The sequence below is a fragment of the Amycolatopsis viridis genome (genome assembly GCF_011758765.1).
In the GTDB taxonomy this organism is placed as follows: domain Bacteria; phylum Actinomycetota; class Actinomycetes; order Mycobacteriales; family Pseudonocardiaceae; genus Amycolatopsis_E; species Amycolatopsis_E viridis.
Genome location: NZ_JAANOU010000001.1, coordinates 4,348,149 through 4,361,978, shown reverse-complemented (window position 1 = coordinate 4,361,978; position 13,830 = coordinate 4,348,149). Strand labels below are relative to the sequence as shown.

Below are 13,830 nucleotides of genomic sequence, written 5' to 3'. Positions count from 1 at the left end.
CGGGACGCCCGCGCTTCGGTCCGGGCGGTTGCGCCGCGCCGGTGGGCCGTGCGCCACCCGGAGATCGCTGCGGCCGGGAACACGCGGGGCCAAGTGGCCGGGTGCGGGGCGTCAGATGTGCTGAGGCGCGAGCCGTTGGGACGGCCGGTTGTGGCTCTGGCCACGTCGTCGGCCGCGCCGTGGATGCGGCCGGGTGACGCTCTGCACACCTACCCGAGCACGAGGCGGGTGGGGCGGGGGCACGTACTTCGTGGCGCAATAACGAGCCGTCGGGCGTGAGCAGGCAGCGGTTCACCCGGGAGCCGAGCGACGGCCGACCCGGGTACGGGCACGGCAGAAGTACCCCGCATCGGTGCCTCGATTGTGCATCGATTCAACGATCCGATGGTCCGGCGTGAGCACGATTTACGATCTGGTTATGGTGGTGTTCGTTCAGCGTCACGCGCGCGATCAGACTCGGTGGAGAGTTGCCTGAGATGAGCTCGTCAAGAGTGTCCGTCCGCCCCGGAGCCACGTCCGGAACAGCCCCCGACAACCGCCAGCGACCCGCCAGCCCGGAGCAGATCCGGGACGAGCTGATCGAAGCCGCCGCCCGGCACGCGCCGGACATCGCCGACCTCATCCACCTTTACTACCGCCACATCCCCGCCGACGAGATCCTGGGCGACGACCCGGTCGACCTCGTCGGCGCGGTGCGTTCGCACCAGGAGTTCGCCCGCAAGCGCATGCCGGGACGGCCCGCGGTGCGGCTGCTCAACCCCACGACCGCCGAGGACGGCTGGACCCGCGACGCCACCGTGGTGCAGATCGTCACCGACGACATGCCCTACCTGGTCGACTCGATCACCGCCAAGCTCGCCCGCGACGGCGTCCAGGTGCAGCGTCTCGTGCACCCCATCGTCGCCGTCACCCGGGACATCACCGGCGAGCTGATCAAGGTCCACCCGGCGGCCGACGTCGCGGACCCGCCGGACGGGGCGATGCTCGAGTCCTGGATGTACGTCGAGATCGACCTCATCACCGACCACAACCGCGCTCGCGAGCTGGACACCCACCTCGCGTCCGTGCTCGGCGACGTCCGCGAGGTCGTCGAGGACACCGACAAGATGATCCAGGCCGCGGAGGGCCTCGCCGCCGAACTCGACGCCACGCCACCGCCGCTGCCCGCCGACGAGGTGGGCGAGGGTGCCGCCCTGCTGCGGTGGCTCGCCCGCGGCCACTTCATGTTCCTCGGCTACCGCCGCTACGAACTGGTCGAGGACCCCGACCCGGGCACCGACGAGCCGGCCCTGCGGGCCGTCCTCGCCTCCGGCCTCGGCGTCCTCCGCCAGGACAGCCTCGCTGCGCGCAGCCTGACCGCCGGCCCGGACAGCGCCGCCACCGCCCTCGCGCCGCACCTGCTCGTCCTCACCCAGGCCAGCGCGCCGTCCACGGTGAACCGCCCGGTCTACCCCTACTACGTGGGCGTGAAGACGTTCGACGACCGCGGCAACGTGACCGGCGAGCACCGGTTCCTCGGCATGTTCACCACCTCGGCGCTGCACGAGGACGTCCTCGACGTGCCCGTGGTGACCGGCAAGGTGCGTGAGGTCATCCACCGCGCCGGCTTCCCGATGGAGTCCTACTCCGGTCAGCGCATGCTGGAGGTCCTGCAGAACTGGCCGCGCGCGGACCTGTTCTCCGCCGACCTCGACTCGCTCTACTCGACCGCGGTCGGCGCGATCACCCTGTCCGACCGCCGTCGGCTGCGGCTGTTCCTGCGCCGGGACACGTTCGGCCGCTTCTACTCGTGCCTGGTGTTCCTCCCGCGCGACCGCTACACCACCCGCTCCCGCCTGGCGATGCAGGAGGTCCTGCTCGCCGAGCTCGAGGGCACCCACCTCGAGTACGGCACACGCGTCGGCGAGACCGCGCTCGCGCAGGTGCACTTCATCGTGCACACCGACCCGGCCAGCCGCGTCGAGCCGGACGTGCTGCGCATCCAGGAGCGGCTCAACGCCGCGGTGCGCAACTGGGACGACCTGATGGTCGAGGCGATCCTCGCGGAACGGCGCGAGCGGGCCGGCGAGGCCGGCCGCACCACCGCCACCCTGGGCGAGGAGTCGGCCACCGAGCTGGGCCAGCGCTACTCCGGCATCTTCCCGGAGGCGTACAAGGAGGACTTCACCGCGGTCGAGGCGCTGGCGGACCTGCGCAAGCTGGAGGGCCTGTCCGGCCCGGACGACCTGGCGATGTCGTTCTACACACCGGAGGGTGCCGAGCCGGGGGAGCGGCGGTTCAAGCTCTACCTGCTCGGTGAGGGGGTCACGCTGTCGGCCGTGCTGCCCGTGCTGCAGCGGATGGGCCTGGAGGTCGTCGACGAGCGGCCCTACGAGCTGCGCCGCTGGGACGGCACCCGATCCTGGGTGTACGACTTCGGGTTGCGGATCGGCCTGACCGATCTCGGCGACGCCGAGCACGACCTTCGGGAACGGTTCCAGGACGCGTTCGCCGCTGCCTGGCGGGGCGACTGCGAGGTCGACGACTTCAACGCCCTCGTGCTGCGCGCCGGGCTGACCTGGCGTCAGGCGGCGGTGCTGCGGGCCTACTCCCGGTACCTGCGCCAGGCCGGCACGCCGTATTCGCAGGAGTACATCCAGCGCGCCGTTCTCGCCCACACCGACATCGCCACCGAGCTGGTGCGGCTGTTCGAGCACCGGTTCGACCTGGCCACCGACCCGGCCGAGGACTCGCAGACCGACGCGCTCGTCGACGAGATCTCGACGATGATCGACGGCGTCACCAGCCTGGACGAGGACCGCATCCTGCGGCGCCTGCTGTCGGTGATCTGCGCGACGCTGCGCACCAACTACCGGGTCACCGGCGGCGACGGTCGTCCCCGCCCGTACCTGGCGCTCAAGCTGGACCCGCAGCGCGTTCCGGACCTGCCCGAGCCGCGGCCGCGGTTCGAGATCTTCGTGTACTCGCCGCGCGTGGAGGGCGTGCACCTGCGGTTCGGTTCGGTCGCCCGCGGTGGCCTGCGCTGGTCGGACCGCCGGGAAGACTTCCGCACCGAGATCCTGGGCCTGGTCAAGGCGCAGGCGGTGAAGAACGCGGTCATCGTGCCGGTCGGCGCGAAGGGCGGGTTCGTGGTGAAGCGGCCGCCGGTGCCCACCGGTGACCCGGGGGTGGATCGCGACGCGCACCTGGCCGAGGGCATCGCCTGCTACCGCATGTTCATCTCCGGCCTGCTCGACCTCACCGACAACCTCGTCGAGGGCCGCACGGTACCGGCGAAGGAGGTGGTCCGGTACGACGGTGACGACAACTACCTGGTGGTCGCCGCGGACAAGGGCACCGCGACGTTCTCCGACATCGCCAACGAGGTGTCCGCGCAGTACGGTTTCTGGCTGGGCGACGCGTTCGCCTCGGGCGGGTCGATCGGCTACGACCACAAGGCGATGGGCATCACTGCGCGTGGCGCCTGGGAGAGCGTGAAGCGGCACTTCCGCGAGCTGGGTGTGGACACCCAGAGCGAGGACTTCACGGTCGTCGGCATCGGCGACATGGCGGGGGACGTGTTCGGCAACGGCATGTTGCTGTCCGAGCACATCCGCCTGGTGGCCGCCTTCAACCACCTGCACATCTTCCTCGACCCGAACCCGGATGCGGCGTCGTCGTTCCGGGAGCGCAAGCGGCTGTTCGAGCTGCCGCGGTCGTCGTGGGAGGACTACGACCGTTCCCTCATCAGCGAGGGTGGCGGGGTGTTCTCCCGCAGTGCCAAGACGATCCCGGTGTCGCCGCAGGTGCGTCAGGCGCTCGGCCTGGCCGACGACGTCACGCAGCTCGCGCCGGCCGACCTGATCCGCGCGATCCTGCTGGCGCCGGTGGATCTGCTGTGGAACGGCGGCATCGGCACGTACGTCAAGGCAGAGACGGAAAGCCACGCCGACGCCGGTGACAAGGCCAACGACGCGGTGCGCGTGAACGGCAACGAGCTGCGCGTCAAGGTGGTCGGTGAGGGCGGCAACCTGGGCCTGACGCAGCGGGGGCGCATCGAGTTCGCCCGCACCGGCGGCAAGATCAACACGGACGCGCTGGACAACTCGGCCGGCGTGGACTGCTCCGACCACGAGGTCAACATCAAGATCCTGCTCGACCACCTGGTGAGCAGCGGTGCGCTGGACCGCGAGCAGCGCAACGCCCTGCTGCACGAGATGACCGACGAGGTCGGCCGTCTGGTGCTGGCGGACAACTACCACCAGAACGGGGTGCTCGGCGTCAGCCGGGCGCACGCGGTGCCGATGCTGCCGGTGCACGCGCGGCTGGTCGCGAGCCTGGAGCAGGCCGGGGCCTTGGACCGCAAGCTGGAGGCGCTGCCCAGCAAGCAGCAGTTCCAGGCGCTGGAGAAGGCCGGTCAGGGCCTCACCTCGCCGGAGCTGGCGACGCTGCTGGCGCACGTGAAGCTGGAGCTGAAGGACGAGCTGCTGGCCAGCGACCTGCCGGACGCCGAGGTGTTCGCGCGGCGCCTGCCGGAGTACTTCCCGCAACCGCTGCGGGAACGGTTCGGCGACCGCATCGGTGAGCACCCGCTGCGCCGGCAGATCATCACCACGCTGCTGGTGAACGAAGTGGTCGACGGTGCGGGCGTGTCCTACGCGTACCGTCTGGCCGAGGAGATGAACGCGACCGCTACCGACGCGGTGCGCGCGTACACGATCGTCACGCGCGTGTTCAACCTCAACGAGCTGTGGAACGACATCCACGCCCTGGACAACGCGGTGCCCACCGAGGTCCAGGACGCGATGATGCTGGAGTCGCGGCGCTTGCTGGACCGCGCCGCGCGCTGGTTCCTCGCCAACCGCCCGCAACCGCTGGCCGTCGGCGCGGAGATCTCGCGGTTCGGGCCGGTCGTCGCCGCGCTGGCGCCGAAGGCCGATACGTTGCTGCGTGGCCGCGAGGCCGATGCGGTGCGCGAGCAGGCCGACCGGTACGCGGAGGCCGGGGTGCCGCGTGAGCTGGCGCTGCGGGTGGGCGCGCTGCTCGACGCCTACGGCCTGCTCGACGTCGTCGAGGTGGCCGAGCTGGCCGTCCGGGAGGCCGGGGTGGACGCGGAGAGCAGTCCGGAGGACGCGGCGCGGCTGTACTACGCGCTGTCCGCGCACCTGGACGTCGACCGGCTGCTCACGTCGATCAGCGCGCTGGAGCGGGGCAACCGCTGGCACGCGCTGGCGCGGTTGTCGCTGCGGGACGACGTGTACTCCTCGCTGCGGGCGATCACGCTGGACGCGTTGCGGCACAGCGATCCGGAGGACGACACCGACAGCAAGATCGCGCAGTGGGAGAAGACGAACGCGTCCCGGCTGGCCCGGGCGCGGGTCGCGCTCGACGAGATCAACCAGTCGGGCCGTCTCGACCTCGCGACGCTGTCCGTCGCCGCCCGCCAGCTGCGGAGCACGGTGAGGTAGGAATATCGGGGTGTACGTAGCGAAGGTGCGGCCCCGCTGGTCGGACATGGACGTGTTCGGGCACGTCAACCACGCGAACATGGTGACGTTGCTCGAAGAGGCACGGGTGCCGTTGTTGTTCGACGAAGCGGGGCGCGCCGGGCTCGCGGAGTTCGCGAAGGGCATGGTCGTCGTCCGGCTGGCCGTGCACTACCGAGCCCCGATCGTGGTGGACGGGCAGGAGATCCGGGTGGAGATCTCGTTGAAGGACCTGAAGTTCGCGTCGCTGACCCTGGACTACCGGGTGCACGACGGTCCGGACGCCGGGGCCCCGGTCGCGGTCACCGCCGAGACCGTCCTCGCGCCCTACGACGTCACCACCGGCCGGCCGCGCCGCCTGACCCTGGAGGAACGCGAGTTCCTGCAGACCCGGCTGACGGAGGCGGGCGCGTGACCGACCTGCGCATCCCCGACCGGGGCGACCGCGAGACGCTCGGGGCCTTCGTGGCCCGGGCGGTGCGGCTGGACGGCCAGGCTGCGGTGCGGTTGCGCAACCGCGGCACCGGCGTCGTGGAGGCCTGGGTGTCCACACCGTTCGACTGCCTGGCGACGCGTGCCGTGCACGGCGAGGTCGAGCCGGGCGACGTAACGGTGTCCGGTAACGAGCTGCTGGCGGCGCTGACCGTCGCCGGCGGCGAGCGGATGGACCCGGGGCCGCCGCGGGATCTGTTGTGGCACGGGGAACTTCCGGCCGGTGCCGGGTGGCAGCTGGTCGACGAGCTGCCCACGACGGTGATCAGCGACCTCACCGATCGCGGGGTGGCGCTCGCCAGGGAGAACGCCGGCCCGCACGGCACGCCGCCGGCGTCGCTGATGGATCAGGCCGTGCTGACGGTCAGCGCCGGTGACCTCGAGGTCAAGGTCCAGATGCGCTGCCTGTTTGCGCTGTCCGGCATGGGGTTCTTCGACTCGTCCATTCCGGACGACGTCGTCCGGGTGACGGCGACGACTTCGTGGATGCGGCTGGACGCCCGCTACGGCGCCGTCGTGCGGCGGCGGCACGCGCTGCTGCCGCTGCTTTTCTGACTTGCGCTGGAGCTGCTCCAGGTCATTAGGGTCGGGTCATGCGCTTCGCATTCAAGACCTCACCCCAGAACACCGAGTGGCCGGACATGCTCGCCGTGTGGCGGGCGGCCGACGACATCGAGATCTTCGAGTCCGGCTGGACCTTCGACCACTTCTACCCGATCTTCTCCGACCCGGCCGGCCCGTGCCTGGAGGGCTGGGTGACGCTGACCGCGCTCGCGCAGGCCACGCGGCGGCTGCGCCTCGGCACCCTGGTCAGCGGTATCCACTACCGGCACCCGGCGCTGCTGGCGAACATGGCCGCCACGCTCGACATCGTCTCCGGCGGGCGGCTGGAGATCGGCATCGGCGCCGGCTGGAACGAGGAGGAGTCCGGCGCCTACGGCATGGAGCTGGGCACCGTCAAGCAGCGCAGCGACCGGTTCGAGGAGGCGTGCGAGGTGCTCGTCGGCCTGCTGACGCAGGAGACGACGACCGTCAAGGGCGAGTACTACCAGCTCACCGACGCCCGGTGTGAGCCGAAGCCGATCCAGCGCCCGCACCCGCCGATCTGCATCGGCGGCAGCGGCGAGAAGCGCACCCTGCGCACCGCGGCCCGGTTCGCGCAGCACTGGAACTTCGTCGGCGGTACCCCGGAGGAGTTCGCCCGCAAGCGCGATGTGCTGCACGCCCACTGCGCGGACGTCGGCCGCGACCCGAAGGAGATCATGCTGTCCAGCCACGTGCGGCTGGACACGGACCTCGACTACGCCAAGGTTGCGGACGAGGCTGCCGCGCTCGGTGAGCAGGGACTGGACCTCGCGATCATCTACCTGCCGCCGCCGCACACGCCCGAGGTGCTGGAGCCGCTGGCGAACGAGCTGGCGAAGCTGGGCTGACGCCGGACCTCCCGTGCCCGTCCCGGACGGGCACGGGAGCCGGTCAGACCCAGGAGTTCATCATGCTGTGCGCGGCCATCTCGAGGTAGTTCCACAGCTGGGTCTCCAGCGGTTCCGGCAGAGCCGCCTCGTCGACGGCGACGCGCATCGCGCGCAACCACGCGTCCCGTTCGATCGGACCGATCTTGAACGGCGCGTGCCGCATCCGCAGGCGGGGATGTCCGCGCTGGTCGGAGTAGGTGTGCGGGCCGCCCCAGTACTGCATCAGGAACAGCCGCAACCGGTCCTCGGCCGGCCCCAGGTCCTCCTCCGGGTACATCGGCCGCAGCACCTCGTCCTTCGCCACCTCGGCGTAGAACCGGGCGACGATCTTGCGGAACGTCGGTTCGCCACCGACGGCGTCGTAGAAGGACTGGGGCTCGCTCATACCGGTCACCCCCTCATTGTGCCGTGGCCGTGGCGGACAGGACGCCGGATTCCTCCAGCGCCGTGAGGCACGCCGCGCGCAACTGGCGCTGGACGGCCCACTGGCGGCCCGGCCGCACCTTGACCGTCAGCCGGAGTTCGATGGTCTCCGGCGTCACCTTCTCCACGCCGAGCACCTCCGGCTCCTCGAGCAGGTCGACCGCCAGTGACTCGGTGGCGGCGGCCGCGCGGGCGGCCTCGGTCAGCACGGCTGTGGCGCGTTCCACATCGGCGCTGTAGCTCAGCGGCACGTCGACCAGGGCGATCGCGTAGCCCTGGCTGGAGTTGCCGACCCGGGTGACCTCGCCGTTGCGCACGTACCACACGGTGCCCTTGACGTCCCGGATCGTGGTGATGCGCAGGCCGACCGACTCCACCGTGCCGGTGGCCGGCCCGATGTCCACGACGTCGCCGACGCCGTACTGGTCCTCCAGCATCATGAACATGCCGGACAGGAAGTCCTTGACCAGGTTCTGCGCGCCGAAGGCCAGTGCGATACCGACCACACCGGCCGAGGCGAGCAGCGGGCCGAGGTTGATGCCCAGCTCGCCGAGGATGTAGATGGCTGCGAGACCGAGCACCACGAACGAGGTCAGCGACTTCAGCACCGACCCGATCGTCTTGGCGCGCTGGCGGCGCCGTTCGGCCACGACCGGGCCGAGGATGTCGGGGGCCCGTTCGCGCAGGGGGCGCAGGATCGTGGGCAGTTTGCCGCCGTTGCTCCGCGGCATCGTGGTGATCCGGTCGATCAGCTTGTGCAGCGCGAAGCGGATGAGGAGGGCGACCAGGAGAATCAGGATGATCGTCAGCGGCTTGGCGATCAGCCAGTTGGCGGAGGCCGCCAGCCACTCGTTGTGGGTGATCTGGAACACTTGATAGCACCAGGTACCGGTCTGGTTGATGCACTCGGGTGCTTGGTCGAGCAGCGGCGTCACGGGGTTCGGGGATCCCTTTCTGGCCGTTTCCGCCCGTCGTCACGCGGACGTCGAACGAATTTCACAGGACACGTCTTCTAACACAGGTGCGCATCGGGTGTGATCTGTGGTCGACTATGGCTGCACCGGTGGAGGTGGTCGAGTGCCAGACCGACAACCGATCCCCCTCGGCGCCCCCGACCAGACGGTGGGCGGGCAGGCGCCGGAGGTAGCCCTGTGCGCTCATCAGGGTCAGGGGCCGCCCGGCGGCGGACCTCAGCCCAGTGGGCCACCCCCCCGAGGCGGCCGCGTGAGCCGACCCTCGGGTCAGCGTAGAGGGCGGGATCCGGCCGGTTCCGGCACCCCCGGGGCGTTCGCCATGGGCCGGCGGCGCGTGCTGCTGCTCAACGCCACGTTCGAACCGCTGACCGCGCTCCCGCTGCGGCGGGCCGTGGTGCTGGTCATGTGCGGGAAGGCGGAGGTCGTGCACGGCGATCCGGCCGGGCTGACGCTGCACGCGGCGACGTTGTCGCTGCCCGTGCCGTCGGTGATCCGGTTGTCGACGTACGTGCGGGTGCCCTACCGGGCGCAGGTGCCGCTGACGCGGGCCGGGCTCATGCACCGGGACCGCTACAAGTGCGCCTACTGCGGCGCCCGGGCCGAGACGATCGACCACGTGCTGCCCCGCAGCCGGGGCGGCCCGCACAGCTGGCAGAACTGCGTCGCGTGCTGCGCGAAGTGCAATCACCGCAAGGCCGACCGGCTCCTGGAGGAGCTGGGCTGGCGGCTCCGGGTCGTGCCGACCGCGCCGCGCGGCCCGCACTGGCGGCTGCTGGTGCACTCGGGCGACGCGGATCCGTTGTGGCAGCCCTACCTGGGTGTCGCCGCCTGATTCCGGGACACCCCGGTGCCCCGGCTGTCGTGAGCCGGGGCGTTCCGACGTGGTGCGTCTCGGTGGTGGTCCGGGCCGTCAGGCGGCGGTGACGCGCGTACCGCTGGTGACGCGCGTACCCCTGGTGACCCGGGTGCCGCGGGTCACTCGGGTACCCGCGGTGACGCGCGTGCCCCGGGTGACTCTCGTCCCTCGCGTGACGCGGGTGCCGGCGGTCACCCGGGTGCCACGCGTGACCCTGGTTCCACGGGTGACTCGCGTACCGGCGGTGACGCGCGTGCCACGGGTCACACGCGTGCCCCGGGTGGTGCAGGCGCTGAACGCGTCGATCAGTGACTGAGCGTGCTCGTCGTTGGTCTGAGCGAGGGTACGGAGCAGATTCATGATGTGTCCTCCCGGGACCTGTGCGGTTACTCATGGGGAAGGGGAGCGGGGCGCAAGGCCCGTACAGGTGAAAAAGCTACGAGGAACTGTCGCGGCGAACAAGGCAATGGCGCCGGGTACCGCCGGCTGTACGTGGAGTTGCAACCTTTCGTTGGACCGCTGTTCAGCCCATCGCGCCAACGCCGGCACGACGCTCGGCGGACGGCGTCCCGGAGGCGACGAGCGGTCGTGACCGGCTGCGGCGTGTCCGGGCCGGCCGGGCTACCCTGCTGACGTGAACATCGGAGAGACGATCCTGATCTTCGCGCTGATCCCGGCCGCGATCTACGGGGTGATCGCCCTGCTCACCCTGCGGTCGAAGCTGACCGGCACACCGCGCTACCGGCCCGGGCAGGCCTGGGAGCACCCGCCGATGTGGTGGAGCGGCAACCCGGACGGTATCGGGACGGTGCACGACACGCACTCCGGCGCACCGGTGGAGGACAAGGACGCGAGCGGGAACGTGAGCGTGACGGCGGCAGGAGGAGCCCGTGGCAGCTGGTGAGCTGACCCGACAGCGAGGATCGGACGAGGAGCAGGAGGTCGGGGTCGCCATTACGGCGACCGGCCGCCGCTCGGTGGCGCGGATGTACGAGCCCGCTGCTCCATCCAGCCCATTCACCACCGTTCAGCTGGCCCGTCTCGACGAGGCCCTGACGCTCGCGAGCCGCGAGACCGGGATCGACTTCAGCGTCTACCTGGGCGAGCTGGGCGCCGAGAGCCGCGCCCGCGCCGAGGAGCTGCACTCGACGATCCAGCCCAGCTCCGCGGACGCGGTGCTGATCGCGGTGTCGCCGGGCGAGCGGGTCGTGGAGATCGTGACCGGTTCCGAGGCGGTGCGGCGCCTCCCGGACCGCGGCGCGAAGCTGGCCGTGATGAGCATGGTCGCGTCCTTCAAGGAGGGCGACCTCATCGGCGGTCTGGTCTCCGGCCTGCGCATGCTGGCCGACCAGGCCGGATCCCGGCGGTAGGAGCAGAAGCAGTAGCAGAGGGGCGGTCGCGTGCGCGGCCGCCCCTCTGCTACTGCGCCGGGGGCGCCGGCTGTGTTGCCGGCGCCCCCGTCTTCGTACTGGGTCTTTCCTACCGGGCCATTTCCTACTGGGCCTCGTCGAACTCCCGCGCGGCCAGGGCACGCACGATGCCGGCCCGGCCCTCGGAAACGAGCCGCCGGAGGGCAGCGGGGTGCTCGCCGGCCAGCCACTCGTCGGCCGCCTCGACCGTCGAGTGCTCGACCGCCCAGGCCGGGAACAGGCCGACCACCGTGGGCTGCGCCCGCTCGCTCGACCGGCGGGACCAGACCTCGTCGATCGCGCCGAAGTAGGTGCTCACGTAGCCGGTGAGCAGGCCCTTCTGCCCGGGGTGCGAGAAGCCACCGATGATGGCGTTGCTCATCGCGTTCGGCAGGTCGTCGTCGTAGACCGCGCGCTGCCAGGCGTCCGCCTTCGCCTCGGCGGTGGGCCGCAGGGCGCGGGCGTGCTCGGCGTGGCGGCGGCCCGTCGCCGTGTCGTCGCGCGCCAGCTCCGCGTCGATCTCCGCGTCGCCCGCCCGGCCGTGCGCCACCAGCGCGTTCAGCAACCGCCAGCGCAGGTCCGCGTCCACGACCAGGCCCTCCAGCGGGTTCGACCCGTCCAGCCAGCCGGCCAGCACGTCGAGCGTCGCCTCGTCGAGGACCGAACCGGTGAGCGAGTTGACGAACGCCAGCTGGTGGTCCGAGCCCGGCTCGGCGCCCCGGGCCAGCTCCAGCACCGTGCTGGTGAACTGCGGCCAGCCCTGCGCCGCCGCCCACGACGGCTGCGCGTAGGAGTTCAACGCGGTCTGCGCCTGCAGCAGCAGCCGCTGCACGACACCGACCTCGGTCTCCGCGTGGATGCCGTGCAGCACGATCTGCACGAAGTCGCGCGCCTTCAGCTCGGCCTCGCGGGTCATCTCCCACGCCGCCGACCAGCACAGGGTGCGCGGCAGCGGCTCGGTGATGTCGGCGATCCGGTCCACCAGCGTGGTGAGCGAACCGGTGTCCAGGCGCATCGTGCAGTAGGTCAGGTCGTCGTCGTTGACCAGCACCAGCTTGCCCGCCGGCCGGCCGATCAGCTCCGGCACCTCGGTGCGCTCGCCCTCGACGTCCAGTTCCACCCGCTGCTTGCGGACCAGCTTGCCGCCCTCGTCGTCGTACACGCCGACCGCGATGCGGTGGGTGCGCAGCTCACCCGCACCCGGTTTGGCCCCGGTCTGCAGCACGGCGAAGGACGTGAACCGGCCCTCGTCGTCGGTGTCGAACTTCGGCCGCAGCGAGTTCAGGCCGGTGGTCTCCAGCCACTGCGCGCTCCAGCCGGACAGGTCGCGGCCGGACGCCTCCTCCAGCGCGCTGAGCAGGTCGGCCAGCGTGGCATTGCCCCACGCGTGCTTGCCGAAGTACACCCGCAGCCCGGCCATGAAGTGCTCCAGCCCGACGTAGGCGACCAGCTGCTTGAGCACGCTGGCGCCCTTGGCGTAGGTGATGCCGTCGAAGTTCACCTCGACCGCCTGCAGGTCCACGATGTCGGCCGCGATCGGGTGCGTCGAGGGCAGCTGGTCCTGCCGGTAGGCCCAGGACTTCTCGATGTTGGCGAAGCTGGTCCAGGCGTGCTCGTACTCGGTGGCCTCGGCCTGCGCCAGCACGCTCGCGAACGTCGCGAACGACTCGTTCAGCCACAGGTCGTCCCACCAGCGCATGGTGACCAGGTCACCGAACCACATGTGCGCCATCTCGTGCAGCAGCGTCTCGGCACGCCGCTCGTAGGCGTAGCGGGTGACGCGGCTGCGGAAGACGTAGTCCTCCAGGAACGTCACCGCGCCCGCGTTCTCCATCGCGCCCGCGTTGAACTCCGGCACGAACAGCTGGTCGTACTTGCGGAACGGGTACGGCGTGGCGAACGCCTCGTGGTAGAAACCGAAACCCTGCTTGGTTTCGGTGAACAGCCGCTCGGCGTCCATGTGCTCGGCGAGCGAGGCGCGGCAGTAGATGCCCAGCGGGATGGTGCCGTGCTCGTCGGTGTACTGGTCGTGCCATTCCGCGTACGGGCCGGCGATCAGCGCGACCAGGTAGGTGGAGATGCGCTCGGACACCGCGAACACCGTCCGAGTGGCGCCCTCGGCGGTCTTCTCGGTGCTCTCCACCGGCGCGTTGGACACCACCTTCCAGTCACTCGGTGCGGTGACCGTCAGCCGGTAGGTGGCCTTGAGGTCGGGCTGGTCGAAGCAGGCGAACATGCGCTTGGCGTCGGCCGTCTCGAACTGCGTGTACAGGTAGACCGCGTCGTCGACCGGGTCGACGAACCGGTGCAGGCCCTCGCCGGTGTTCATGTAGCGGCAGTCGGCCTCGACGACCAGCTCGTTGGTCTCGGCGAGGCCGGGCAGCGTGATCCCGTCGTCCTCGACGTAGCCGGAGACGTCGAGCGCCTGGCCGTTCAGCGTGGCCGAGCGGACGGAACCGGCCACGATGTCGACGAACGTGCTCGCGCCCGGTCTCGTGGCGGCGAACCGGATCGTGGTCTTCGACTCGAAGCTTCTCTCGCCCGGGCCGCCGTTACCGTCCGTGAGGTCGAGGGCGATGTCGTAGGACTCGACCTCGAGCAGCTCGGCACGCTCTTTGGCTTGGTCACGGGTCAGATTAGGGGCGGGCACAGGCACCTCGGAAACGCTCGCGGTTGTCATTCTCGGTGATCCCGCTATCCAATCATGCCCGCGCAGGGGAACAAGCGCCGTGCGCT

The 13,830-nt window shown here is 70.7% G+C and carries 10 protein-coding genes; 7 read left to right on the top strand and 3 right to left on the bottom strand.

Annotated features, from left to right (window positions below):
* Positions 1 to 476: 476 nt before the first annotated feature.
* Genes FHX46_RS21590 through FHX46_RS21575 form a run of 4 tightly spaced genes read left to right on the top strand, consistent with a single transcriptional unit; the run spans position 477 to position 7,390 of the window.
* Entirely contained in the window at positions 477 to 5,447 is a 4,971-nt protein-coding gene (locus FHX46_RS21590) for an NAD-glutamate dehydrogenase (RefSeq protein ID WP_167118093.1), read from the top strand.
* Between the two features lie 10 nt (positions 5,448 to 5,457).
* On the top strand, positions 5,458 to 5,880 hold the full coding sequence (locus tag FHX46_RS21585; RefSeq protein WP_167118090.1) for an acyl-CoA thioesterase: 423 nt from the start codon (positions 5,458 to 5,460) through the stop codon (positions 5,878 to 5,880).
* Positions 5,877 to 6,512: a hypothetical protein gene (locus FHX46_RS21580; RefSeq protein WP_167118085.1), complete on the top strand. Its 636-nt coding sequence runs from the start codon at positions 5,877 to 5,879 to the stop codon at positions 6,510 to 6,512. The genes FHX46_RS21585 and FHX46_RS21580 overlap by 4 nt, the downstream gene beginning before the upstream one ends.
* A gap of 38 nt (positions 6,513 to 6,550) precedes the next feature.
* On the top strand, positions 6,551 to 7,390 hold the full coding sequence (locus FHX46_RS21575) for an LLM class F420-dependent oxidoreductase (RefSeq protein ID WP_167118082.1): 840 nt from the start codon (positions 6,551 to 6,553) through the stop codon (positions 7,388 to 7,390).
* A gap of 43 nt (positions 7,391 to 7,433) precedes the next feature.
* Here FHX46_RS21575 and FHX46_RS21570 read toward each other — a convergent pair whose 3' ends face one another.
* Both FHX46_RS21570 and FHX46_RS21565 read right to left on the bottom strand, forming a co-directional pair.
* A complete protein-coding gene (locus FHX46_RS21570) occupies positions 7,434 to 7,817 on the bottom strand; it encodes a globin (protein WP_167118079.1) in 384 nt (127 codons plus the stop codon).
* Between the two features lie 13 nt (positions 7,818 to 7,830).
* Positions 7,831 to 8,790, bottom strand: a complete 960-nt coding sequence (locus tag FHX46_RS21565) for a mechanosensitive ion channel family protein (protein WP_167118076.1) — start codon at positions 8,788 to 8,790, stop codon at positions 7,831 to 7,833.
* Positions 8,791 to 9,163: 373 nt separating this feature from the next.
* On the opposite strand from FHX46_RS21565, the gene FHX46_RS21560 reads away from it, so the two are divergent.
* The 3 genes from FHX46_RS21560 to FHX46_RS21545 all read left to right on the top strand — a co-directional run bounded on the left by FHX46_RS21560 (position 9,164) and on the right by FHX46_RS21545 (position 11,055).
* On the top strand, positions 9,164 to 9,661 hold the full coding sequence (locus FHX46_RS21560) for an HNH endonuclease (RefSeq protein WP_167121605.1): 498 nt from the start codon (positions 9,164 to 9,166) through the stop codon (positions 9,659 to 9,661).
* A 658-nt stretch (positions 9,662 to 10,319) separates the two neighbouring features.
* On the top strand, positions 10,320 to 10,589 hold the full coding sequence (gene ctaJ, locus FHX46_RS21550; protein ID WP_167118070.1) for an aa3-type cytochrome oxidase subunit CtaJ: 270 nt from the start codon (positions 10,320 to 10,322) through the stop codon (positions 10,587 to 10,589).
* Positions 10,576 to 11,055 (top strand): DUF5130 family protein, encoded by a 480-nt coding sequence (locus FHX46_RS21545; RefSeq protein ID WP_167118067.1) that lies wholly within the window; start codon positions 10,576 to 10,578, stop codon positions 11,053 to 11,055. The genes ctaJ and FHX46_RS21545 overlap by 14 nt, the downstream gene beginning before the upstream one ends.
* Before the next feature lie 124 nt (positions 11,056 to 11,179).
* Here the strand turns inward: FHX46_RS21545 and pepN are convergent, their stop codons facing one another.
* Positions 11,180 to 13,744: an aminopeptidase N gene (pepN, locus tag FHX46_RS21540; protein ID WP_167118064.1), complete on the bottom strand. Its 2,565-nt coding sequence runs from the start codon at positions 13,742 to 13,744 to the stop codon at positions 11,180 to 11,182.
* Between the last annotated feature and the right edge of the window lie 86 nt (positions 13,745 to 13,830).

What these genes read in the sequence shown, in the direction of transcription:
- FHX46_RS21590 (WP_167118093.1), top strand. Translation starts at nt 477, where the DNA reads ATGAGCTCGTCAAGAGTGTCCGTCCGCCCCGGAGCCACGTCCGGAACA.
- FHX46_RS21575 (WP_167118082.1), top strand. Translation starts at nt 6,551, where the DNA reads ATGCGCTTCGCATTCAAGACCTCACCCCAGAACACCGAGTGGCCGGAC.
- FHX46_RS21570 (WP_167118079.1), bottom strand. Translation starts at nt 7,817, where the DNA reads ATGAGCGAGCCCCAGTCCTTCTACGACGCCGTCGGTGGCGAACCGACG.